The organism is Shigella sonnei (genome assembly GCF_002950395.1).
In the GTDB taxonomy this organism is placed as follows: Bacteria; Pseudomonadota; Gammaproteobacteria; order Enterobacterales; family Enterobacteriaceae; genus ECMA0423.
In genome coordinates this window covers 145,030-167,680 of the sequence record NZ_CP026802.1, presented here as the reverse complement: position 1 = coordinate 167,680, position 22,651 = coordinate 145,030, and the positions used below count along the sequence as shown (strand labels likewise).

At 53.3% G+C, this 22,651-nt stretch carries 26 protein-coding genes; 10 read left to right on the top strand and 16 right to left on the bottom strand.

Annotation, left to right across the window (positions count from 1 at the left end):
* Positions 1–67 precede the first annotated feature (67 nt).
* The 10 genes from iscX to trmJ form a co-directional block, all read right to left on the bottom strand.
* Positions 68–268: a Fe-S cluster assembly protein IscX gene (gene iscX / locus C1P89_RS01050; protein WP_000523616.1), complete on the bottom strand. Its 201-nt coding sequence runs from the start codon at positions 266–268 to the stop codon at positions 68–70.
* Positions 269–279: 11 nt separating this feature from the next.
* Entirely contained in the window at positions 280–615 is a 336-nt protein-coding gene (fdx, locus tag C1P89_RS01045; RefSeq protein WP_001124469.1) for an ISC system 2Fe-2S type ferredoxin, read from the bottom strand.
* A gap of 1 nt (position 616) precedes the next feature.
* A complete protein-coding gene (gene hscA, locus C1P89_RS01040; protein ID WP_001196613.1) occupies positions 617–2,467 on the bottom strand; it encodes a Fe-S protein assembly chaperone HscA in 1,851 nt (616 codons plus the stop codon).
* A gap of 16 nt (positions 2,468–2,483) precedes the next feature.
* Positions 2,484–2,999: a co-chaperone HscB gene (gene hscB, locus C1P89_RS01035; RefSeq protein ID WP_000384389.1), complete on the bottom strand. Its 516-nt coding sequence runs from the start codon at positions 2,997–2,999 to the stop codon at positions 2,484–2,486.
* Between the two features lie 7 nt (positions 3,000–3,006).
* A complete protein-coding gene (locus C1P89_RS26225) occupies positions 3,007–3,129 on the bottom strand; it encodes a hypothetical protein (RefSeq protein ID WP_000117579.1) in 123 nt (40 codons plus the stop codon).
* Positions 3,095–3,418 (bottom strand): iron-sulfur cluster assembly protein IscA, encoded by a 324-nt coding sequence (gene iscA, locus C1P89_RS01030; protein ID WP_000028953.1) that lies wholly within the window; start codon positions 3,416–3,418, stop codon positions 3,095–3,097. Before iscA ends, C1P89_RS26225 begins: the two co-directional genes overlap by 35 nt.
* Positions 3,419–3,434: 16 nt before the next feature.
* Positions 3,435–3,821, bottom strand: a complete 387-nt coding sequence (gene iscU / locus C1P89_RS01025) for a Fe-S cluster assembly scaffold IscU (protein ID WP_000331707.1) — start codon at positions 3,819–3,821, stop codon at positions 3,435–3,437.
* A gap of 27 nt (positions 3,822–3,848) precedes the next feature.
* Entirely contained in the window at positions 3,849–5,063 is a 1,215-nt protein-coding gene (iscS, locus tag C1P89_RS01020; RefSeq protein WP_001295373.1) for a cysteine desulfurase, read from the bottom strand.
* A 240-nt stretch (positions 5,064–5,303) separates the two neighbouring features.
* Complete coding sequence (iscR, locus tag C1P89_RS01015; protein ID WP_001241356.1) at positions 5,304–5,792, bottom strand: Fe-S cluster assembly transcriptional regulator IscR; 489 nt, start codon at positions 5,790–5,792, stop codon at positions 5,304–5,306.
* Between the two features lie 300 nt (positions 5,793–6,092).
* Positions 6,093–6,830 carry a tRNA (cytosine(32)/uridine(32)-2'-O)-methyltransferase TrmJ gene (gene trmJ, locus C1P89_RS01010; RefSeq protein WP_000940018.1) on the bottom strand — a complete coding sequence of 246 codons (738 nt, stop codon included), beginning with the start codon at positions 6,828–6,830 and terminating at the stop codon, positions 6,093–6,095.
* 118 nt (positions 6,831–6,948) lie between these two features.
* Here trmJ and suhB point away from each other — a divergent pair, with 118 nt between their 5' ends.
* From suhB to csiE, 3 genes are all read left to right on the top strand, one after another.
* Positions 6,949–7,752 carry an inositol-1-monophosphatase gene (gene suhB, locus C1P89_RS01005; protein ID WP_000553459.1) on the top strand — a complete coding sequence of 268 codons (804 nt, stop codon included), beginning with the start codon at positions 6,949–6,951 and terminating at the stop codon, positions 7,750–7,752.
* Between the two features lie 144 nt (positions 7,753–7,896).
* Positions 7,897–8,751, top strand: coding sequence for an alpha/beta hydrolase (locus C1P89_RS01000; RefSeq protein ID WP_001445932.1), 855 nt, complete (start codon positions 7,897–7,899; stop codon positions 8,749–8,751).
* Positions 8,752–8,941: 190 nt separating this feature from the next.
* A complete protein-coding gene (csiE, locus tag C1P89_RS00995; protein WP_000983000.1) occupies positions 8,942–10,222 on the top strand; it encodes a stationary phase inducible protein CsiE in 1,281 nt (426 codons plus the stop codon).
* On the opposite strand, the gene C1P89_RS00990 is transcribed toward csiE, so the two are convergent.
* Both C1P89_RS00990 and hcaR read right to left on the bottom strand, forming a co-directional pair.
* Positions 10,214–11,353, bottom strand: a complete 1,140-nt coding sequence (locus C1P89_RS00990; RefSeq protein ID WP_000244198.1) for a 3-phenylpropionate MFS transporter — start codon at positions 11,351–11,353, stop codon at positions 10,214–10,216. The two genes, csiE and C1P89_RS00990, sit on opposite strands and share 9 nt — an antisense overlap.
* Positions 11,354–11,512: 159 nt before the next feature.
* Entirely contained in the window at positions 11,513–12,403 is an 891-nt protein-coding gene (gene hcaR / locus C1P89_RS00985; protein ID WP_000423257.1) for a DNA-binding transcriptional regulator HcaR, read from the bottom strand.
* Positions 12,404–12,538: 135 nt separating this feature from the next.
* On the opposite strand from hcaR, the gene hcaE reads away from it, so the two are divergent.
* From hcaE to C1P89_RS00945, 7 genes are all read left to right on the top strand, one after another.
* Positions 12,539–13,900 (top strand): 3-phenylpropionate/cinnamic acid dioxygenase subunit alpha, encoded by a 1,362-nt coding sequence (gene hcaE / locus C1P89_RS00980; protein ID WP_000211172.1) that lies wholly within the window; start codon positions 12,539–12,541, stop codon positions 13,898–13,900.
* Positions 13,897–14,415, top strand: a complete 519-nt coding sequence (gene hcaF, locus C1P89_RS00975; RefSeq protein ID WP_001276080.1) for a 3-phenylpropionate/cinnamic acid dioxygenase subunit beta — start codon at positions 13,897–13,899, stop codon at positions 14,413–14,415. Before hcaE ends, hcaF begins: the two co-directional genes overlap by 4 nt.
* Positions 14,415–14,735, top strand: coding sequence for a bifunctional 3-phenylpropionate/cinnamic acid dioxygenase ferredoxin subunit (locus C1P89_RS00970; protein WP_001080102.1), 321 nt, complete (start codon positions 14,415–14,417; stop codon positions 14,733–14,735). The genes hcaF and C1P89_RS00970 overlap by 1 nt, the downstream gene beginning before the upstream one ends.
* Positions 14,732–15,544, top strand: a complete 813-nt coding sequence (gene hcaB / locus C1P89_RS00965; RefSeq protein WP_001281374.1) for a 3-phenylpropionate-dihydrodiol/cinnamic acid-dihydrodiol dehydrogenase — start codon at positions 14,732–14,734, stop codon at positions 15,542–15,544. Before C1P89_RS00970 ends, hcaB begins: the two co-directional genes overlap by 4 nt.
* Positions 15,545–15,553: 9 nt before the next feature.
* Positions 15,554–16,756, top strand: a complete 1,203-nt coding sequence (gene hcaD / locus C1P89_RS00960) for a phenylpropionate dioxygenase ferredoxin reductase subunit (protein ID WP_000660780.1) — start codon at positions 15,554–15,556, stop codon at positions 16,754–16,756.
* Positions 16,757–16,923: 167 nt separating this feature from the next.
* Positions 16,924–17,621 (top strand): IS1-like element IS1A family transposase gene (locus C1P89_RS00950; RefSeq protein WP_229318984.1). Its coding sequence is split into 2 segments (ribosomal slippage): positions 16,924–17,173 and positions 17,173–17,621, totalling 699 coding nucleotides; the frame shifts between segments, so codons are not numbered across the junction.
* Positions 17,618–18,052 carry a DoxX family protein gene (locus tag C1P89_RS00945; protein ID WP_032156306.1) on the top strand — a complete coding sequence of 145 codons (435 nt, stop codon included), beginning with the start codon at positions 17,618–17,620 and terminating at the stop codon, positions 18,050–18,052. The genes C1P89_RS00950 and C1P89_RS00945 overlap by 4 nt, the downstream gene beginning before the upstream one ends.
* A gap of 47 nt (positions 18,053–18,099) precedes the next feature.
* Here C1P89_RS00945 and C1P89_RS00940 read toward each other — a convergent pair whose 3' ends face one another.
* The 4 genes from C1P89_RS00940 to C1P89_RS00925 are packed head-to-tail and all read right to left on the bottom strand — an operon-like array spanning position 18,100 to position 22,645.
* Positions 18,100–18,972, bottom strand: coding sequence for an aldose 1-epimerase (locus C1P89_RS00940; RefSeq protein ID WP_000158541.1), 873 nt, complete (start codon positions 18,970–18,972; stop codon positions 18,100–18,102).
* Between the two features lie 11 nt (positions 18,973–18,983).
* A complete protein-coding gene (locus tag C1P89_RS00935; protein ID WP_000700781.1) occupies positions 18,984–20,078 on the bottom strand; it encodes a zinc-dependent alcohol dehydrogenase family protein in 1,095 nt (364 codons plus the stop codon).
* A 32-nt stretch (positions 20,079–20,110) separates the two neighbouring features.
* Positions 20,111–21,109 (bottom strand): ABC transporter permease, encoded by a 999-nt coding sequence (locus tag C1P89_RS00930; protein WP_001276664.1) that lies wholly within the window; start codon positions 21,107–21,109, stop codon positions 20,111–20,113.
* Positions 21,110–21,133: 24 nt separating this feature from the next.
* A complete protein-coding gene (locus tag C1P89_RS00925; protein WP_000493478.1) occupies positions 21,134–22,645 on the bottom strand; it encodes a sugar ABC transporter ATP-binding protein in 1,512 nt (503 codons plus the stop codon).
* Between the last annotated feature and the right edge of the window lie 6 nt (positions 22,646–22,651).

Below are 22,651 nucleotides of genomic sequence, written 5' to 3'. Positions count from 1 at the left end.
GATAACTATGTGACTGGGGTGAACGAGCGCAGCCAACGCATCTGCGGCGTGAAGCATGACGCGGAAATTATTCGGCCTCGTCCAGCCAGACTAACAAAATCGCTTCGAGGATTTTCTCGTTGGATGCCTGCGGGTCGTCGTCGAAATCTTCCAGATCGCAAATCCACTGATGCATATCGGTGAATCGAACCGTTTTCGGATCAAGATCAGGATACGCATCGTACAGTGCTTCGCCAATTTCGCGGCTATCGGTCCACTTAAGTCCCATACTAACCTCTGTTAATGCTCACGCGCATGGTTGATAGTGTAACGCGGGATTTCGACTACTAAATCTTCGTCGGTAACGCGTGCCTGGCAGCTTAAACGGCTTTCGGGCTCCAGTCCCCAGGCTTTGTCCAGCATGTCGTCTTCCTGCTCTGAGCTTTCTGGCAGCGAGTCAAAACCTTCACGAACGATGCAGTGGCAGGTGGTGCAAGCACAGGATTTTTCACAGGCGTGTTCAATCTCGATACCGTTACGCAGAGCTGCGTCGAGAATGGTTTCACCGCTATTAGCTTCCAGAACAGCGCCATCAGGACAGAGATCCTGATGAGGCAAAATAACAATCTTTGGCATATTAAACCTCGTCCACGGAATGGCCTTTCAGCGCACGACGAACCGACTGGTCCATGCGGCGAGCGGCGAAATCCTGGGTTTGTTTGTCTACGTTTTTAATCGCTTGTTCGATGGCGTCAACGTCATCGCCCTGCGCCACTTCACTCAGGTGAGCGGCAGCATCGTCAATGACCTGACGTTCTGCGGCGCTTAACAGCGCGGCATCAGCAGCCAGCGCGCCGTGCAGACTTTCCAGCACACGCGCCGCTTCTACTTTTTGTTCTGCCAGCATTCGGGCTTTTACGTCCTGCTCGGCATAGCTCATTGAGTCTTTGATCATCGAAGCGATTTCGCTATCGGTCAGACCGTAAGACGGTTTGACCTGAATAGACGCCTCAACGCCGGTGGATTTCTCCATCGCCGTCACGCTCAAAAGACCGTCGGCATCGACCTGGAACGTCACGCGAATATGCGCACCACCAGCCGGTAGCGCCGGAATACCACGCAGCGCAAAACGCGCCAGTGAGCGGCAGTCCTGCACCAGTTCGCGCTCACCCTGCATTACATGGATAGACATCGCCGTCTGACCATCTTTAAAGGTGGTGAAATCCTGAGCGCGGGCCACCGGAATAGTGGTATTACGCGGAATCACTTTCTCCACCAGGCCGCCCATCGTTTCGAGGCCCAGCGACAGTGGGATCACATCAAGCAGCAGCATTTCGCTGTCTGGCTTGTTACCCACCAGAATATCCGCCTGAATCGCCGCGCCAATAGCGACGACTTTATCCGGGTCGATGGAAGTCAGCGGTGGACGACCGAAAAATTCGCCTACCCGTTCACGCACCAGCGGCACGCGAGTAGAACCGCCCACCATCACCACTTCCAGCACTTCGTCAGCTTCTACACCCGCGTCTTTAAGCGCGCGACGACAAGCCAGTAAGGTTCGTTTTACCAGTGGCGCGATCAGTTCATTGAATTGTTCACGGCTGATTTCGCCCTGCCAGCCCGCAACGTTAACGGTCACGGAGTCCGCATCGCTCAGCGCGATTTTGGCTGCAATGGCGGCATCCAGCAGTTCACGCTGAACGCGGTTATCGCTACGATCAGGAATGCCCGCCTGCTCGCGAATGTAATCCGCCAGCAGATGGTCGAAATCATCGCCGCCGAGCGCGGAATCACCGCCGGTTGCCAGCACTTCAAACACGCCGCGACTTAAGCGCAGAATGGAAATATCAAACGTCCCGCCACCGAGGTCATAAACAGCGATCACGCCTTCCTGACCGGAATCCAGCCCGTAGGCGATAGCCGCAGCGGTCGGTTCGTTAAGTAAGCGCAGAACATGCAACCCCGCCAGACGCGCCGCGTCTTTGGTGCCCTGACGCTGGGCATCGTCAAAGTACGCCGGAACGGTGATAACTACACCATCCAGCTCGCCTGCCAGGGCTTCAGTTGCCCGCGCCGCCAGTGCTTTGAGGATGTCCGCAGAAACGCGCACCGGGTTCAGCAGCCCCGCCGCCGTTTCAATCATCGGCAGGCCGTTTTCGCTGGCCTGGAATTGATAAGGCAGATGCGGATAGCGTTGCTGGATATCAGCCAGCGAGCGCCCCATCAGGCGTTTAACAGAACTAATGGTGTTGGCGGTGTCAAGCGCTGCGTTAGTACGCGCGTCATAACCCACCGAATGCCCTTGCTGTTGATAGTGAACAACAGATGGCAGCAGGTGACGGCCTTCATGGTCGGCTAACGTTTCGGCCTGACCGCTGCGCACTGTCGCCACCAGCGAGTTGGTTGTGCCCAGGTCAATACCAGCCGCCAGACGACGCTGATGCGGCGCAGCACTCAAACCAGGTTCACTAATTTGTAATAAGGCCATGTTTAGCTTCCAGAAATTAAAAATCGAGCAGTTTTTCTTCGAGTTGTTCGGCACTGCTCCGCAGTTTATCGAGAAAACGCAGCTTACGCACGGTATCCGCCGCCGCGTCCCACGCCTCGTTGTCTAACTGTTCAACCATCAACTGATGGCGGGTATCAAACATCTTTTTCACACGTTTGATAAAGCTTTCCAGCCGCGCTTCATCTTTCGCCTGTTCGATCTCGTCCAGCTCTTCGCGCAGCTCCAACTGTTCCATCAGGAACGCGGTGTCGCGCACAGTATGCTGCTCGCTGGCGAGATCAAAACCGTGTAAAGAAAGCAAATATTCCGCGCGCATTAACGGATGACGCAGCGTTTGCCAGGCCTGGTTAATGGTTGCAGATTGCTGTACGGCGGCGAGTTGTTCCGCCTGGCTTCCGCTGGCGAATTTATCAGGATGATACTGACGTTGTAGATCCTGAAAACGCAGGCTCAGCGCCTGGGTATCGAGTTGATAACGGGCAGGCAAGCCAAAGAAGGTGAAGTAATCCATAACATTCTCAGGGCTGCGATCCGCCGCGATAACGGCGAATCAGGTAAAACAAACCCCACGCGCAGGCGACCACGGTGGGGTTATCGGTATGCGCATCAAACGTGGAAGCTTTCGCCGCAACCACACTCATCTTTGACGTTCGGGTTGGTGAATTTAAACCCTTCGTTCAGGCCTTCTTTTACGAAGTCCAGCTGCGTACCGTCCAGAAATTGCAGGCTTTTGCCATCGACCACGACTTTCACGCCTTTGTCTTCAAACACGATGTCTTCCGGCGTCGGTTCGTCAACAAATTCCAGTACATAAGCCATACCTGAACATCCGGAGGTTCTCACGCCCAGACGCAGGCCAAACCCTTTGCCGCGGTTAGCCAGAAAGGTATTTACTCGCGCTGCTGCACTGTCGCTCAGTGTAATCGACATAACCAAACCTCAACTCTTATTTTGCTTCACGTTTGCTTTTATAGTCCGCAATGGCGGCTTTGATCGCGTCTTCTGCCAGAATAGAACAGTGAATTTTCACCGGCGGCAGTTCAAGTTCTTCAGCAATATCGGTATTTTTGATCGCCTGCGCTTCGTCGAGAGACTTCCCTTTCACCCATTCGGTGACCAGGGAGCTGGAAGCGATAGCAGAACCGCAGCCGTAAGTTTTAAAACGCGCGTCTTCAATGATACCTTCATCGTTGACTTTAATCTGCAACTTCATCACGTCGCCACAGGCCGGTGCCCCCACCATGCCGCTGCCGACGTTCTCGTCGTTGTTGTCAAAGGAACCCACGTTACGCGGATTCTCGTAATGGTCGATAACTTTTTCGCTGTAAGCCATTATAAATTCTCCTGATTCCGATACCGATTAATGATGAGCCCATTCGATGCTGTTCAGATCCACGCCCTGCTTGTACATTTCCCACAGCGGAGAAAGGTCACGCAGACGACCGATGGATTTACGAACTAACTCGATGGTGTAGTCGATCTCTTCTTCAGTAGTAAAACGACCTAAAGAGAAACGGATAGAGCTATGTGCCAGCTCGTCGTTCAGCCCCAGCGCGCGCAGCACGTAGGACGGTTCGAGGCTTGCTGACGTACAGGCGGAACCTGAAGAAACTGCGAGGTCTTTCAGCGCCATAATCAGCGACTCACCTTCAACGTAGTTGAAGCTGACGTTGAGAATGTTCGGCGCACCGTGTTCCAGGTCACCGTTCAGGTAAACTTCTTCGATATCTTTGATGCCGTTCCACAGACGGTTACGCAGGCCGCGCAGACGTTCCATCTCGGTCGCCATCTCTTCTTTTGCGATGCGATAGGCCTCGCCCATTCCGACGATCTGGTGAACAGGCAGAGTGCCGGAACGCATACCGCGCTCGTGACCGCCGCCGTGCATTTGCGCTTCGATGCGTACGCGCGGTTTACGACGTACATACAGCGCACCGATACCTTTCGGGCCATAGATTTTGTGACCGGAGAAAGACATCAGGTCAACTTTCAACTGGCTCAGGTCGATAGGCAGTTTGCCCACGCTCTGGGTTGCATCAACGTGATAGATAATGCCACGAGCACGGCACATTTCGCCGATAGCCGCGATATCCTGCACCACGCCGATTTCGTTATTTACGTGCATGATGGAAACAAGGATGGTGTCATCACGCATCGCTGCTTCAAGTTCTTTCAGATCGATAATGCCGTTACGCTGCGGTGCCAGGTAGGTGACTTCAAAACCTTCGCGCTCCAGCTGACGGCAGGTATCCAGTACCGCTTTGTGTTCGGTTTTGCTGGTGATGATGTGCTTGCCTTTTTTCTGATAAAAGTTGGCTGCACCTTTGATCGCCAGGTTGTCAGATTCGGTTGCACCAGAGGTAAAGACGATTTCACGCGGATCAGCGCCGACCAGATCGGCAATCTGATTACGGGCGATATCTACCGCTTCTTCAGCCTGCCAGCCGAAACGGTGAGAACGGGAGGCCGGGTTACCAAAGGTTCCGTCCATCGTCATAAACTGCATCATTTTCTCGGCAACACGCGGGTCCACCGGCGTGGTTGCGGAGTAGTCGAGATAAATCGGTAATTTCATTGCTCTATAAACTCCGTACATCACTCAATGCAAGGAACCAGGCTACCGGCTGGATGTACGACCGTGTTTACGGAGCGCGATACGCCCCGGCCTGATTCTAATATCTTGTTATCTTTAACCTAACTGTTTCGGGTTTCAGCAAGTTGACAAACTTACGAATCTCCGGGAGCTTACATAAGTAAGTGACCGGAGTGAGTATGTGCAGTCAACGCAGATGCAACACGAAACAGGACGGTTAAATTAAGCGCGTAACTTAACGTCGATCGCGTCTTGTATGCGGGTGCGTGGCGCGTCGTGAGTATGCTGACGACCAGACACATCCAGCACTTCCTGGTTATTAACCAGTTCGCCTAAAGTAATGTTGTTGAGAAAACCGGTGAGACGGTCGCTCAAATCACGCCACAGCGCGTGGGTCAGGCATTTATCGCCGCCCTGGCAACCGCCTTTACCCTGACAACGGGTAGCATCTACAGATTCGTCAACGGCGCTAATCACTTCGCCAACGGCGATGCTGCTGGCATCTTTGCCTAACAGATAACCACCGCCTGGTCCACGTACGCTGGAAACCAGACCATTTTTACGCAGACGGGAAAACAGTTGTTCCAGATAAGAAAGGGAAATTCCCTGACGTTCGGAAATATCAGCCAACGGTACCGGGCCCGCTTCAGAGTTGAGCGCAACGTCAAGCATTGCGGTCACGGCATAGCGCCCTTTAGATGTCAGTCTCATGTCTTACTTCACCTCAAACTCGCCCCTGCCCGGGGTTTTTTATTGTAAAAGTGGGGGTATTGCATAGCAGGGTCAAGTCTGACATTCCCGAGTAAATTGGTCAACTATTTACTTGACTGATTTAGTCGGGTATTTAACCTTCAGTGCCATTTTTTTATCGTGGCGTTTGTACCTGTTGTCCTTCCAGACCATGGGCGGGTTGAGGGCAATTATTCGCATTAGCGCTGGCCTCTTCCCCTCACCCTAACCCTCTCCCCGAAGGGGCGAGGGGACCGTCCGTGCATTTATCTGGCTTAGCCCTCAGGCCTTATTACCTTTATTCTGCTGCTCTATAGAAGCCAGAATCCCGCGCAGGATATTCAATTCCTGGCTTTCCGGGCGCGCACGGGTAAACAGACGGCGCAATTTATTCATCACCTGCCCCGGATGGTTTTCACGGATAAAACCGGTTGCCAGCAGCGTTTGTTCCAGATGACCATAAAAACGCTCCAGATCATCGACCAGCGGATACGGCGTCTCTTCATGCTCGACCTGCTCGCCATTTTCCTGAGTTGCCAGCCAGGCCATACGCACTTCATAGGCAATAACCTGAACCGCCATTGCCAAGTTCAGCGAACTGTATTCCGGGTTTGCCGCAATCGCGACATGATAATGGCATTTCTGCAACTCTTCATTGGTCAAGCCGACGCGCTCACGACCAAACACCAGCGCCACCGGGGTATTTGCCGCTTCAGCGACGCTTTTCAGACCGCATTCGCGCGGGTCGAGCATCGGCCACGGCAGCGTGCGGGAGCGTGCGCTGGTGCCCACCACCAGGCTACAACCGGCTAACGCTTCGTCGAGCGTATCGACGATGTGAGCATTACCAATCACATCGCTGGCCCCTGCTGCCAGGGCAATCGCCTGGGAGTCGGGTTTCACCAGTGGATTAACCAGCCACAGATTGGTTAATCCCATTGTTTTCATGGCACGGGCAACAGAACCCATATTGCCGGTGTGTGACGTCTCCACCAGCACAATTCGAATATTTTGCAGCATTGTCTTTCTTCATCTAAAGATTATTCACGCATCTTATCATAAAACGAAGACAGATGCCGATCTCGCTGCTATACTCTGCGCCGTTTTCCCGTTCTTTAACATCCAGTGAGAGAGACCGATGCATCCGATGCTGAACATCGCCGTGCGCGCAGCGCGCAAGGCGGGTAATTTAATTGCCAAAAACTATGAAACCCCGGACGCTGTAGAAGCGAGCCAGAAAGGCAGTAACGATTTCGTGACCAACGTAGATAAAGCTGCCGAAGCGGTGATTATCGACACGATTCGTAAATCTTACTCACAGCACACCATCATCACCGAAGAAAGCGGTGAACTTGAAGGTACTGATCAGGATGTTCAATGGGTTATCGATCCACTGGATGGCACTACCAACTTTATCAAACGTCTGCCGCACTTCGCGGTATCTATCGCCGTTCGTATCAAAGGCCGCACCGAAGTTGCTGTGGTATACGATCCTATGCGTAACGAACTGTTCACCGCCACTCGCGGTCAGGGCGCACAGCTGAACGGCTACCGTCTGCGCGGTAGCACCGCTCGCGATCTCGACGGTACCATTCTGGCGACCGGCTTCCCGTTCAAAGCAAAACAGTACGCCACTACCTACATCAACATCGTCGGCAAACTGTTCAACGAATGTGCAGACTTCCGTCGTACCGGTTCTGCGGCGCTGGATCTGGCTTACGTCGCTGCGGGTCGTGTTGACGGTTTCTTTGAAATCGGTCTGCGTCCGTGGGATTTCGCGGCAGGCGAGCTGCTGGTTCGTGAAGCAGGCGGCATCGTCAGCGACTTCACCGGTGGTCATAACTACATGCTGACCGGTAACATCGTTGCTGGTAACCCGCGCGTTGTGAAAGCCATGCTGGCGAACATGCGTGACGAGTTAAGCGACGCTCTGAAGCGTTAATGACTCAGGCGGGTGATGTCACTCACCCGCCCTCGCCTTTCAGGCGCTATTCTGAAATACTTCCTCACCGCTTTACTTTCTTTCGTCACTCTCCCACCATCTTTCCCCGATTAATGGATGATAAAGAAGTCACAAGGAAAGGTTATGGCGCTGCCAGTGAACAAACGCGTTCTCAAAATTCTGTTTATTCTCTTTGTTGTTGCCTTCTGCGTTTATTTAGTGCCGCGCGTTGCCATCAACTTCTTCTATTATCCTGACGATAAAATTTACGGTCCCGACCCCTGGTCGGCGGAATCCGTCGAATTTACGGCTAAGGACGGTACTCGTCTGCAAGGCTGGTTTATTCCTTCTTCGACGGGCCCTGCTGACAATGCCATCGCAACCATCATTCATGCTCACGGCAATGCCGGAAATATGTCCGCCCACTGGCCGCTGGTCAGTTGGTTACCCGAGCGTAATTTCAACGTTTTTATGTTTGATTATCGCGGGTTTGGTAAATCAAAAGGCACGCCGTCCCAGGCCGGATTGCTGGACGATACGCAAAGTGCCATCAATGTGGTGCGCCATCGCAGTGATGTAAACCCACAACGGCTGGTGCTGTTCGGGCAGAGTATTGGCGGGGCGAATATTCTTGCTGTTATTGGTCAGGATGATCGTGAAGGCATACGTGCGGTGATCCTCGACTCCACATTTGCCTCTTATGCAACCATCGCCAATCAGATGATCCCCGGCAGTGGCTACTTACTTGATGAGAGTTACAGCGGCGAAAATTATATCGCCAGCGTCAGCCCGATCCCGCTTTTACTCATTCACGGTAAAGCTGATCACGTTATCCCATGGCAGCACAGCGAAAAGTTGTATAGCCTGGCAAAAGAGACAAAACGGTTGATCCTAATCCCGGATGGCGAACACATTGATGCTTTTTCCGATCGTCACGGCGATGTTTATCGCGAACAGATGGTGGACTTTATCCTTAGCGCGTTGAATCCGCAGAACTAACCCATGATCGCTAGCACGATAATCATTCACAAAACCACCTTAAGACATGCTAATCCACTGGTCAGAACAGTTTAAGATGAGAAAAATTCTGTGACGCTTGCCAACATTTCTGATGATTAGCATTCCCTTCGCCATCTCCCTGAGCAAACTTTAGCTATTCTTATCAATTATGCTTATGGGAGATCTACAGATGATGCCTACGCTTGCTCCACCATCTGTCCTTTCGGCTCCCCAGCGCCGCTGCCAGATCTTGCTGACGCTCTTTCAGCCGGGGTTGACCGCCACCATGGCAACCTTCAGCGAGCTTAATGGTGTGGATGATGATATTGCCAGTCTTGATATCAGCGAAACAGGACGGGAGATCCTGCGCTATCATCAACTCACACTGACGACTGGTTATGACGGTAGCTACCGGGTTGAAGGTACAGTGCTTAACCAACGTTTGTGTTTATTTCACTGGCTACGACGTGGTTTCCGTCTGTGTCCGTCATTTATTACCAGCCAATTCACCCCCGCCCTGAAGAGTGAACTGAAGCGGCGCGGAATTGCGCGTAACTTTTACGACGATACCAATCTACAAGCGTTAGTGAATCTCTGCTCCCGACGGCTGCAAAAACGCTTTGAAACGCGCGATATTCATTTCCTGTGTCTGTATCTGCAATATTGTTTGCTGCAACACCACGCTGGAATTACGCCTCAGTTTAATCCGCTCCAACGTCGCTGGGCGGAATCCTGCCTTGAATTTCAGGTAGCGCAGGAAATTGGACGCCACTGGCAGCGTCGGGCGCTCCAGCCTGTACCGCCTGATGAGCCACTGTTTATGGCATTACTTTTTTCCATGTTGCGGGTTCCCGATCCATTGCGTGATGCGCATCAGCGAGACAGACAATTGCGTCAGTCTATCAAACGTCTGGTAAACCATTTTCGTGAGCTGGGAAATGTTCGTTTTTATGATGAACAGGGGTTATGCGATCAGCTTTATACCCACCTCGCCCAGGCGTTAAATCGCAGTTTGTTTGCCATCGGTATTGATAATACCCTGCCGGAAGAGTTCGCCAGACTGTACCCACGCCTGGTGCGCACCACCCGCGCGGCGCTGGCCGGATTTGAAAGTGAATACGGCGTCCATCTTTCTGATGAGGAAAGCGGTCTGGTCGCGGTGATTTTCGGTGCCTGGCTAATGCAGGAAAACGATCTGCATGAAAAACAGATTATTCTACTGACCGGGAATGATAGCGAGCGAGAAGCGCAGATTGAGCAGCAGTTACGCGAACTAACGTTACTGCCGCTCAACATTAAGCATATGTCGGTAAAGGCATTTTTGCAGACAGGCGCTCCGCGTGGCGCGGCACTGATTATTGCGCCTTATACCATGCCATTACCGCTCTTTTCACCACCGCTGATCTATACGGACCTGACGCTGACAACACATCAACAGGAGCAGATCCGCAAAATGCTCGAATCAGCATGAGGGAACAACTTTCGGGCGCAAAAACATTGCCGGAAGCGCCACCAGCGCCATTACCCAGAACACGCCGTGGCCCAGATATTGATACAGGAAACCGGCGAAAACGGTCATGATAGCGATACTGCCGCCCATCGCGACGGCAGAGTAAACCGCCTGTAAACGGATGACTTCGCTACCCTGGCGAACAGCAATATAGCGCATGGCGGCCAGGTGGCAGACCGTGAAGGTGCCGCAATGCAAAATTTGCACCACTATCAACCACGGCAACGCCGTAGTTGCTCCCATAATGCCCCAGCGCACTACGCCGCAAATCGCCGAGATCAACAGCATATCGCGAGCACTACAACGGCGGAAAAGTTTATTACTCAGCGCAAAGATAATGACTTCCGCCACCACGCCCAGCGACCACAAATACCCCACCGCCGAGGCCGAGTAGCCAGCTGCCTGCCAGTAAATGGCGCTAAAACCGTAATAGGCCGAATGTGCCCCCTGCAATAAACAAACGCAGGCCAGAAAGCGCCAGTTCTGGCGAACCAGCGCCAACCACGCAGACCAACCGGTGCTCTCCTGCTGGCGACTTGCCCCTTGTGGCTGAATCGTCGGACGGATGAGAAAGCCGAGCAGCATGGATGCCACGCCCAACGTCAACAGCGCGAGGATCACCCGATAATCAAACATAGTGACCAGTTTGCCCGTCAGCGCCGAGCCAATGACAAACGCCACCGAGCCCCACAGTCGCACTTTGCCGTAATCAAGCGGGAACTGCTTTTGCCACGTATTCGCCAGTGCATCGGTCAACGGTACCAGCGGTGAGAAAAAGAGGTTAAAGCCAATCATCACCAGCATCAGCCACGCTACGTGCGCCCCCGCCCAGAAGGCGACAGCAAAGAGAAGTGTCAGCAGTGCCAGCACGCGCAAGGCGGAAATCAGGCGGGAAGGATCGCTGACGCGGGGCGCGATGAGCAAACTCCCGAGAAAACGGGCAACCAGACCTGCCCCCAATAACAGGCCGATGGTTTCTGGCGTTAAACCAATCCCTTTAAGCCAGACGCTCCAGAAAGGTAGAAAAATGCCGTAACTAAAAAAGTATGTGAAATAGCCGAGCGCCAACCAGCGCGTGGATTGCAAAACCATGAGTCCCTCCCGTCAGGAGGCGTTAGTCTGGGGTTAATCGAATGTTGGTGCAAGTTGAAAAATAAGAATATTCGAGCCTGCTTCCCGATGTCTGTAACGCCAGTTCACAAGCACTAAAAAACTGCGATCCGCGACGCATGTTGCAAAAATAATGCGTAATTATGCCGTTACGCTTGCCAAACGTTCCTGCACAATGGCGATGAAATCGCGTAATGCCGGCTTCATCTCCCCTTTCTTCCACGCCATCAGTAAAGCAATGGAAGGCACATTTCCGGCAATGGGACGAAAAACAACCTGCCCGGTATTAAAATTATTCATATAACCGGGTATCAAAGTGACGCCCAGCCCCATGCCCACCAGATTCATGGTCACCAGAATATTCGTTGCCACCTGGACGATATTTGGCTGGCTGTTTTCTTGCGCAAACCACGCTTTAACGATCGGCGCAAGCGAACCGGAATACGCCGGATCGGTACTGACGAAATTCACGCCATCCAGTTGCGCGGCGGTGATCTCTTTTTCATGTGCTAAAGGGTGATCAACCGGTAACACCACCACTAATGGTTCGTCAAAAAGCTCCAGATAATCAATCTCCGGGCTATAAACAGGATGGCGCATTAAGCCGACGTCGAGTTCACCACGGCGAATTTTTTCCTCCTGTTGCGTGGTGATTAAACTCACCAGCTCAATCAAGGTGTCTGGCTGTCTGAGACGAAACATTGGTAATACTTTTGGCAATAAATTCACTTCCGCCGATGGCACAAAGCCAATGGTTAATTGTCTGTCTTCCTGAACAATTTTCCGCGCCCGTAATTTGGCATTTTCCGCTTGTTCGAGGATTGCCAGCGCGTCCTGGAGAAAACATTCTCCCGCCGCCGTCAACGCGACTTTGCGCTTATCCCTCACCAGTAACGGAACACCGACACAGTTTTCAAGATCGCGGATCTGGCTGCTTAACGAAGGCTGTGAGGTATGCAGTTTTTCCGCCGCACGGGTAAAGTTCAGTGCCTGCGCCACTGCGACGAAATAGCGTAAATGCCGTAGTTCCATCACCTTCCCCTTGTTATCGAAAAAACGTCTCAGCTGGTAGAAATTAACTATTTCACATATTAGCAACCAACCAGCAACATCCTTATGACACAAAAATAGAAGGTCAATACATCTTATCTTTCAGGATTAAAAAATATGACCACACCCTCAGATTTAAACATTTACCAACTGATTGATACCCAAAATGGTCGGGTCACTCCGCGTATTTATACCGACCCAGATATTTACCAACTGGAGCTTGAACGTATTTTCGGCCGTTGCTGGTTATTTCTCGCCCACGAAAGCCAGATCCCAAAACCTGGTGATTTCTTTAACACCTACATGGGGGAAGATGCGGTTGTCGTAGTGCGTCAGAAAGACGGCAGCATTAAGGCGTTTCTCAACCAATGCCGCCACCGGGCCATGCGTGTGAGTTATGCAGATTGCGGCAACACTCGCGCCTTTACCTGTCCGTATCACGGCTGGTCTTATGGCATTAACGGCGAGTTGATCGATGTACCGCTGGAACCTCGCGCCTACCCACAAGGGTTGTGTAAATCCCACTGGGGACTAAACGAAGTTCCTTGTGTGGAGAGTTATAAAGGGCTGATTTTTGGCAACTGGGATACCAGCGCACCGGGCCTGCGTGATTACCTGGGTGACATTGCCTGGTATCTGGATGGCATGCTGGATCGTCGCGAAGGCGGCACCGAAATTGTCGGCGGCGTACAAAAGTGGGTGATCAACTGTAACTGGAAATTCCCGGCAGAGCAGTTCGCCAGTGACCAGTATCATGCTCTGTTCAGCCATGCTTCTGCCGTTCAGGTATTAGGGGCGAAAGATGATGGCAGCGATAAGCGCCTCGGTGATGGACAAACCGCCCGCCCGGTGTGGGAAACCGCCAAAGATGCGCTGCAATTTGGTCAGGACGGTCACGGTAGCGGTTTCTTCTTTACTGAAAAACCGGATGCTAATGTCTGGGTCGATGGCGCAGTTTCAAGCTATTACCGCGAAACCTATGCCGAAGCAGAACAACGTTTAGGTGAAGTTCGCGCCCTGCGCCTGGCGGGTCATAACAATATTTTCCCCACGCTTTCATGGCTCAACGGCACTGCCACGCTCCGCGTCTGGCATCCGCGCGGCCCTGATCAAGTTGAAGTGTGGGCGTTCTGTATTACTGACAAAGCCGCCTCCGATGAAGTTAAAGCCGCTTTTGAAAACAGCGCCACTCGTGCTTTTGGTCCTGCTGGTTTTCTCGAGCAGGATGACTCGGAGAACTGGTGTGAAATCCAGAAATTGCTTAAAGGCCACCGCGCCCGCAACAGCAAACTGTGTCTGGAAATGGGGCTTGGTCAGGAAAAGCGCCGCGACGACGGCATTCCTGGCATTACTAACTATATCTTTTCAGAAACTGCCGCTCGTGGAATGTACCAACGCTGGGCCGATCTTCTGAGTAGCGAAAGCTGGCAGGAAGTGCTCGATAAAACCGCCGCTTACCAGCAGGAGGTGATGAAATGAGTGCGCAAGTTTCACTAGAGTTACATCACCGCATTAGCCAGTTTCTCTTTCACGAAGCCAGCTTACTGGACGACTGGAAATTTCGTGACTGGCTGGAGCAGCTCGACAAAGAGATTCGTTACACCATGCGCACCACAGTTAACGCGCAAACACGCGACCGCCGCAAAGGCGTCCAGCCACCGACAACCTGGATTTTTAATGACACCAAAGACCAGCTGGAGCGGCGAATCGCCCGTCTGGAAACGGGCATGGCCTGGGCAGAAGAGCCGCCGTCACGCACCCGTCACTTAATCAGCAACTGCCAGATAAGCGAAACCGACATCCCAAACGTATTTGCTGTGCGGGTAAATTATCTGCTTTATCGGGCACAAAAAGAGCGCGATGAAACATTCTATGTTGGAACGCGTTTCGACAAAGTTCGCCGTCTGGAAGATGACAACTGGCGCTTGCTGGAACGGGATATCGTCCTGGATCAAGCGGTAATCACTTCCCATAACCTGAGTGTACTGTTCTGATGAATCGAATTTATGCGTGTCCCGTTGCGGATGTGCCGGAGGGTGAGGCTCTCCGGATCGATACCTCGCCCGTCATCGCCCTGTTCAACGTTGGCGGCGAGTTTTATGCCATTAACGATCGTTGCAGCCATGGTAATGCGTCGATGTCAGAAGGGTATCTGGAAGATGACGCCACGGTGGAGTGCCCGCTACACGCCGCCAGTTTTTGCCTGAAAACGGGGAAAGCGTTATGCCTGCCCGCCACCGATCCGCTCACCACTTATCCAGTACACGTTGAAGGTGGTGACATTTTCATCGACTTACCGGAGGCGCAGCCATGAGCGATCTGCATAACGAGTCCATTTTTATTACCGGCGGCGGATCGGGATTAGGGCTGGCGCTGGTCGAGCGATTTATCGAAGAAGGCGCGCAAGTTGCCACGCTGGAACTGTCGGCGGCAAAAGTCGCCAGTCTGCGTCAGCGATTTGGCGAACATATTCTGGCGGTGGAAGGTAACGTGACCTGTTATGCCGATTATCAACGCGCGGTCGATCAGATCCTGACTCGTTCCGGCAAGCTGGATTGTTTTATCGGCAATGCAGGCATCTGGGATCACAATGCCTCACTGGTTAATACTCCCGCAGAGACGCTCGAAACCGGCTTCCACGAGCTGTTTAACGTCAACGTACTCGGTTACCTGCTGGGCGCAAAAGCCTGCGCTCCGGCGTTAATCGCCAGTGAAGGCAGCATGATTTTCACACTGTCAAATGCCGCCAGGTATCCTGGCGGCGGTGGCCCGCTGTACACCGCCAGTAAACATGCCGCAACCGGACTTATTCGCCAACTGGCTTATGAACTGGCACCGAAAGTGCGGGTGAATGGCGTCGGCCCGTGTGGTATGGCCAGCGACCTGCGCGGCCCACAGGCGCTCGGGCAAAGTGAAACCTCGATAATGCAGTCTCTGACGCCGGAGAAAATTGCCGCCATTTTACCGCTGCAATTTTTCCCGCAACCGGCGGATTTTACGGGGCCGTATGTGATGTTGGCATCGCGGCGCAATAATCGCGCATTAAGCGGTGTGATGATCAACGCTGATGCGGGTTTAGCGATTCGCGGCATTCGCCACGTAGCGGCTGGGCTGGATCTTTAAGGAAGCACGATGAAAGAAAAAACGATCATTATTGTCGGTGGCGGGCAAGCGGCGGCAATGGCTGCGGCCTCGCTACGCCAGCAAGGGTTCACCGGTGAGCTGCATCTGTTTTCCGATGAGCGACATCTTCCTTATGAACGACCTCCACTCTCGAAATCCATGTTGCTGGAAGATTCCCCGCAGTTACAGCAGGTGTTACCCGCTAACTGGTGGCAGGAAAACAATGTTCATCTGCATTCCGGTGTAACCATCAAAACGCTGGGTCGCGACACACGAGAGTTAGTGTTAACCAACGGCGAAAGCTGGCACTGGGATCAGCTTTTTATAGCAATCGGCGCGGCAGCTCGACCGCTGCCGTTGCTTGATGCACTGGGAGAACGCTGCTTTACCCTACGCCATGCCGGTGATGCCGCCAGACTGCGAGAAGTTCTGCAGCCCGAACGGTCAGTCGTGATTGTCGGTGCCGGAACTATTGGTCTGGAACTGGCTGCCAGCGCCACGCAGCGCAGATGTAAGGTGACAGTGATTGAACTGGCGGCAACCGTCATGGGCCGTAATGCACCACCGCCCGTGCAACGCTATCTTTTACAGCGCCACCAGCAGGCTGGTGTGCGCATTCTGCTCAATAATGCCATTGAACATGTGGTCGATGGTGAAAAAGTAGAACTGACGCTGCAAAGTGGGGAAACGCTTCAGGCTGATGTGGTGATTTACGGTATTGGTATCAGCGCCAACGAGCAACTGGCTCGCGAGGCCAACCTTGATACTGCCAATGGCATTGTCATTGATGAGGCTTGCCGCACCTGCGATCCCGCGATCTTTGCCGGTGGCGATGTGGCAATCACTCGTCTTGATAATGGTGCACTACACCGCTGCGAAAGCTGGGAAAACGCCAATAACCAGGCGCAAATTGCCGCTGCCGCAATGTTAGGGCTACCGCTACCGCTACTGCCGCCGCCGTGGTTCTGGAGCGATCAGTACAGTGATAACTTACAGTTTATTGGCGATATGCGTGGCGATGACTGGCTTTGTCGTGGCAACCCGGAAACTCAGAAGGCGATTTGGTTTAATCTGCAAAACGGCGTGCTTATCGGTGCGGTCACGCTGAATCAGGGGCGTGAGATTCGCCCAATTCGCAAATGGATCCAGAGCGGCAAAACGTTTGATGCGAAACTGCTGATAGATGAGAACATCGCGCTTAAATCACTGTAACCAGGATAATTAGCGAATATCTCAACGCCTGGGGCGTGGCGAGGTGCAAGAGTGTGTATTACGTTTAAATCACATTATCTTGCAAAGGGATTGGTTATGAACACACTACGTTGGTGATGCTGCCAACTTACTGATTTAGTGTATGATGGTGTTTTTGAGGTGCTCCAGTGGCTTCTGTTTCTATCAGCTGTCCCTCCTGTTCAGCTACTGACGGGGGGGTGCGTAACGGCAAAAGCACTGCCGGACATCAGCGCTATCTCTGCTCTCACTGCCGTAAAACATGGCAACTGCAGTTCACTTACACCGCTTCTCAACCCGGTACGCACCAGAAAATCATTGATATGGCCATGAATGGCGTTGGATGCCGGGCAACTGCACGCATTATGGGCGTTGGCCTCAACACGATTTTACGTCACTTAAAAAACTCAGGCCGCAGTCGGTAACCTCGCGCATACAGCCGGGCAGTGACGTCATCGTCTGCGCGGAAATGGACGAACAGTGGGGCTATGTCGGGGCTAAATCGCGCCAGCGCTGGCTGTTTTACGCGTATGACAGTCTCCGGAAGACGGTTGTTGCGCACGTATTCGGTGAACGCACTATGGCGACGCTGGGGCGTCTTATGAGCCTGCTGTCACCCTTTGACGTGGTGATATGGATGACGGATGGCTGGCCGCTGTATGAATCCCGCCTGAAGGGAAAGCTGCACGTAATCAGCAAGCGATATACGCAGCGAATTGAGCGGCATAACCTGAATCTGAGGCAGCACCTGGCACGGCTGGGACGGAAGTCGCTGTCGTTCTCAAAATCGGTGGAGCTGCATGACAAAGTCATCGGGCATTATCTGAACATAAAACACTATCAATAAGTTGGAGTCATTACCCACTACGTTATTTTGATTTTGGAGCTGCCCGCCCCGTTTTGTTATTAATTGCCCGTATCGCCGTGGTCTTAATTTTCATTATTTTTGGTTTTCCCAAAATGATGGGCTTTGACGGTACGGTCCAATATATGGCCTCGTTGGGCGCGCCAATGCCGATGCTGGCAGCGATTATTGCGGTAGTTATGGAAGTGCCCGCCGCGATATTAATCGTGCTTGGCTTTTTCACCCGTCCGCTGGCGGTGCTGTTTATTTTCTACACGCTGGGTACGGCGGTGATTGGTCACCATTACTGGGATATGACCGGCGATGCGGTTGGGCCAAATATGATTAATTTCTGGAAGAATGTCAGTATCGCTGGCGCGTTCTTGCTATTGGCAATTACCGGGCCGGGGGCAATTTCTCTCGATCGGCGTTAGGAAAGATGCCGGATGCGGCGTGAACGCCTTATCCGGCATTTAATAAATTACAGCCACTCTACCCGCAACGACATCTCTGAAGTTGTTGATTCCCCTGGTGCTAGCGCAATGAGATCACCCCCTTCCGGGCGATGATGATCATCCGGCGCATGGCTCATCGGTTCCAGACAGAAGAAATCAAACGCATATCCTTTATCAAACGCAGGGTCGGAAACAAAGATGAAATAACACGGTGCAGGTGGCGTCGTTTCCATGATGATGGCATAACCTTCCTGCGGCTGCTCGATGCGGGCCTGACCATTCCATCCGGCAAAACCATTGTTCACCCACTGGCGCGGCAACGGCGCGAGCTGGTTAAAATCCAGTTCCTGCGGTAGCTGCTCGCAAAACTCACCCGCCAGCCACTGCTCCCGTTCCAGCCAGTAACCGCTCGCCTGCGCCTGAATCCGCGTTTGTGGTGACAACGGAAAATAAGGATGCCAGCCGGTACCAAATGGCAGCGTCTCTGCCCCTTGATTGGTGACAGAGAGCGTCACCGTCAGCGTATCCGCCGTTAAATGAAACGCCTGACTTACCCGATAGTGATAGACACCGCTGCGATGTTCATACACCAGACACAAACTATCATCGCTGTGCGAGACACATTGCCACTCGCCCAGCCAGCCATCGCCGTGTAGATAGTGCGCATCCCACTCAACATTCGGTTGCAGTTGATACTCACGCCCCTGCCAGACAAAACGGTTGCCGCTCACCCGGTTTGCAAATGGCACCAGCGGAAAACATGAGGCATCGGTTGCCACACCGCTTTTTTTACCAGGACGTAAGAGCGGCGTCGTATCGCGCCAGAAGCCTTCGATTACGCCGCCCTGGTCAGAAACGTCCAGCTTTAGCGACCCGTGGGATAAGGTATAGATGGTCATCCGCTAACTCCTTAATCCGGGAAGTTAATCACAACTTTCCCGCATTTGCCGCTCGCCATCAGCGCATAGGCATCACCTGCCTGTTCCAGCGAGAAGCGATGGGTAATGGCGTTACGCGGCCACAGCTTCCAGTCAGTCAAATCGTGGGCGCATTTTTCCATATGGAACAGACTGGTCACCCAGGAGCCGATAATCCGCCGTTGATGGTGCATCAGATCGGCGCTGACCTCGAATTCCACTTTTCCGGTTTCACCAATGTAAACCACCCGTCCCCAGTCAGCGGTGGATTGCAGTGCCAGCAAGCGACCTGCGGCATTACCAGAACAATCGAGCGCAACATCCGCGCCACCGTGGGTGAGTTCGGCGATAATCTGCGGCAGACCTTCGGTGGTTGCTAAATAGCCGTGATCCATCACCCCTAACTGTTTTGCCATCGCCAGACGTTCCGGCAGCATATCAACGCCGATGATCCGTTTTGCACCGCGACCTTTCGCCAGCATCATCGCCATCATGCCGACCGGCCCCAGACCGACCACCAGCACGTTATCGCTGCCGGAAACTTCGCCGCGCAAAATCCCTTCATAGGCCGTGCCAACGCCGCAACTGATAAACGCACCATCTTCGTAGCTCAGCGCATCCGGCAGGAGGATCAGATCTTTTTCTTCCGCCAGCAGATATTCGGCATGACCGCCGTCACGCTGCCAGCCGTAAGCCGCTTTTCCTTTGCCAGTACAAGAGATAGGAAAGCCGCGGCGGCAGTTCGGGCAAAAACCACAGCCAGAAATGTGATACACCAGCACGCGGTCGCCCTCTTTAAAATGGCGGCAGCCTTGCCCCATCGCCACAATCTGCCCGCACGGTTCATGACCGTTGATAAATCCCTGGTATAACGGTTTATCGGGTGCCGCCGCCGTGGCACAGTGTTGATGATAGATATAGTGGACATCGCTTCCGCAAATCCCGGAGGATTTCATTTTGATCAGTACCTGGTTAATCCCCGGCGTCGGCACCGCAACTTCCCGCAGATCGACGGTTGAATTTCCTGGTAAATAAGCTGCCAGCATCGTTTTCATAAATCCCTCATTAACAATACGATTAATTTTCATCCCTGCCGCACCCGCGCCAGGGGCGTTAAGGTTTAGCGTTTCGCTTTACTGCTTCGCTGGGTCAGCAAGATATTCGCCAGCACCGCCACCACGATGATGACGCCGCGTACCACCTGCTGGAAAAAGGAGTTAATACCGAGCAGCACCAGACCGTTACCGATTAGCGTAATCACCAGCACACCAAGCAATGTACCGAACAGGGAACCGCGACCGCCGGAAAGTGCCGTACCGCCGACCACGACCGCGGCGATGACGTCAAACTCCAGACCGTTTGCGGCACCTGCGTTACCGGAACCGAGGCGTGCCGCCAGCAAAATGCCGGTCACCGCCGCTAATAATCCCGAAAGGGTAAAGATAAGAATGCGCACCCGACGAACGTTAATACCGCACAACTGCGCCGCCGTGGCATTACCGCCAACGGCAAAAACCGAGCGCCCGAAGGCGGTTTTTCGGCTAATGAACACAAACAGCGCAAACAACACCATCATGATCAGCGCGGATACTGGCACACCGAGAAATTGTCCGCCCAGCCAGTCCAGCACCTCGTTTTCGTCAATCGGCACTGGCAGTGCGTTGGTCATAAACAGCCCCATTCCGCGCAGGGCGCTCCACAGCCCCAGTGTGGCAACGAAACTTGGTACGTTAAACACGCCGCGCAGCACCCCGGCGAGCGTTCCCATCAGCGCGCCTAACAGCAACACCAGCAGACAAGCAATCGCCAACGGAACTTCAAATTGCAGCAAAAATGCCAGGCACACCGAGACAAAAGCCACCATCGGCCCAACGCTGACATCAATTTCACCGGAGATAATAATCAGCGTCATCGCCCAGGCGGCAATCCCAATGGTGGCGGCATCGCGCAGCACGTTCATCTGGTTATTCAATGAGATAAAGCCAGGCGCGTTCAGGGAGAAGACCAGATAAAGAATGGCAATCACCACCAGCAAACCGATCTCATTAATATGGCGACTGACAAATTGTTTGAGCGAGACGCTCTTGCCCTGCGGCAATGGTAATGACGAAGCAGACATCTTCAGGTTCCTCGGTAAAATTCATCAGTGCACAGACAGAATGGCGGACATCAGCTCATCCACATTGACCGGCGAGTGAAACTCCTGCGAGAACGTGCCGTGCTGTAATAACAGGATGCGGTCACACACCAGCGGCAACTCCTCCACTTCACTGGAGATAAACACCACGCTTTTTCCTTCGGCAGCCAGCTCACGGACAATACGGTAAATCTGCTGTTTGGCTTCGATATCGACGCCGCGCGTTGGCTCGTCGAGCAACAAAATCTGGCTGGCGGCATAGACCCAACGACCGATCACCACTTTTTGCTGATTGCCACCAGAAAGCGTGCCGATGGGCGTTTCGCTACTAGCGGCCTTGACCGTCATCCGCTGCATCACCTCTTCGGTCAGGCGGCGGATGGTGGACCATTGCAGCACTCCGTTGGCGCTGATTTTTTGCCGATTGGTCAGCACTGTATTTTCGTCAACGCCCAACCAGGGAATGATCCCCGCTTCTTTGCGGTTTTCTGGCGTATAGCCAATGCCGCGTTTCAGCATGTCGCCGTAATCGGGGCGCGTGATTTTCTCGCCGTTGATAACAATTTCGCCCTGTTCATACGTCTCCAGCCCAACAATCGCCTTCAGCAATTCACTGCGCCCTGCCCCCAGCAGGCCAGCAATGCCAAGCACTTCGCCGCGACGTAACGTAAAGCTGATATCCTCCAGCTTGGGCTTATGGCGTAACGCACGGACTTCCAGTACGGCCTGATCCACAATTTCCTGAGGGGCAACCGGCGCAATATCAACGTGATCACGCCCTAGCATTAGCGACACAATATGATGCGTGGAGGTGTTTTCGAGCATCACATCGCCCGCCACCTGACCATCGCGCATAACGGTGGCACAGGAGGCAATGCGGCGGATTTCTTCCATCCGGTGGCTGACATAAATCACCGCCACGCCCAGTGCCGACATCTTTTTCACCGCACTGATCACCAGTTCAACTTCTGCACTGGCAAGCGAGCTGGTGGGTTCATCAAGAATGACCACGCGCGGCTCGCCCTTCATCACCCGTGCAATTTCCACCAGTTGCTTTTGCGCCGGGCTTAGCGTTGAAACAAGTTGTTCAGGACTAACGTCAACGCCCAGCGCCTGTAAGCAACGTTGGGCATCCTGCGCCATTTGCAGGTAATCAATCATGCCGTTGCGGCGAGGCCATTGACCAAGGCAGAGGTTTTCTGCCACCGTCAGCCCTTCCACCAGACTTAATTCCTGATAAACCGCACGAACCCCCAGTTCAGCGGCACGGCGAGTCAACGTAGCTTCGTCACCTTCCAGTCGCGTCTCGCCAATCCAGATATCACCGCTATCCGGGCGTTCGCTGCCGGTAAGCATTCGAATGAGAGTCGATTTGCCCGCGCCGTTTTTACCTAACAGCGCACGAACTTCGCCTTTATTGAGCGTGAAGTTAACGTTATCCAGCGCAACGACGCCGGGGTAACGCTTATTTCCTGCCACCACTTTTGCTACCGGGACTGCCTCTGTTGCCGTGAACATAGGGAC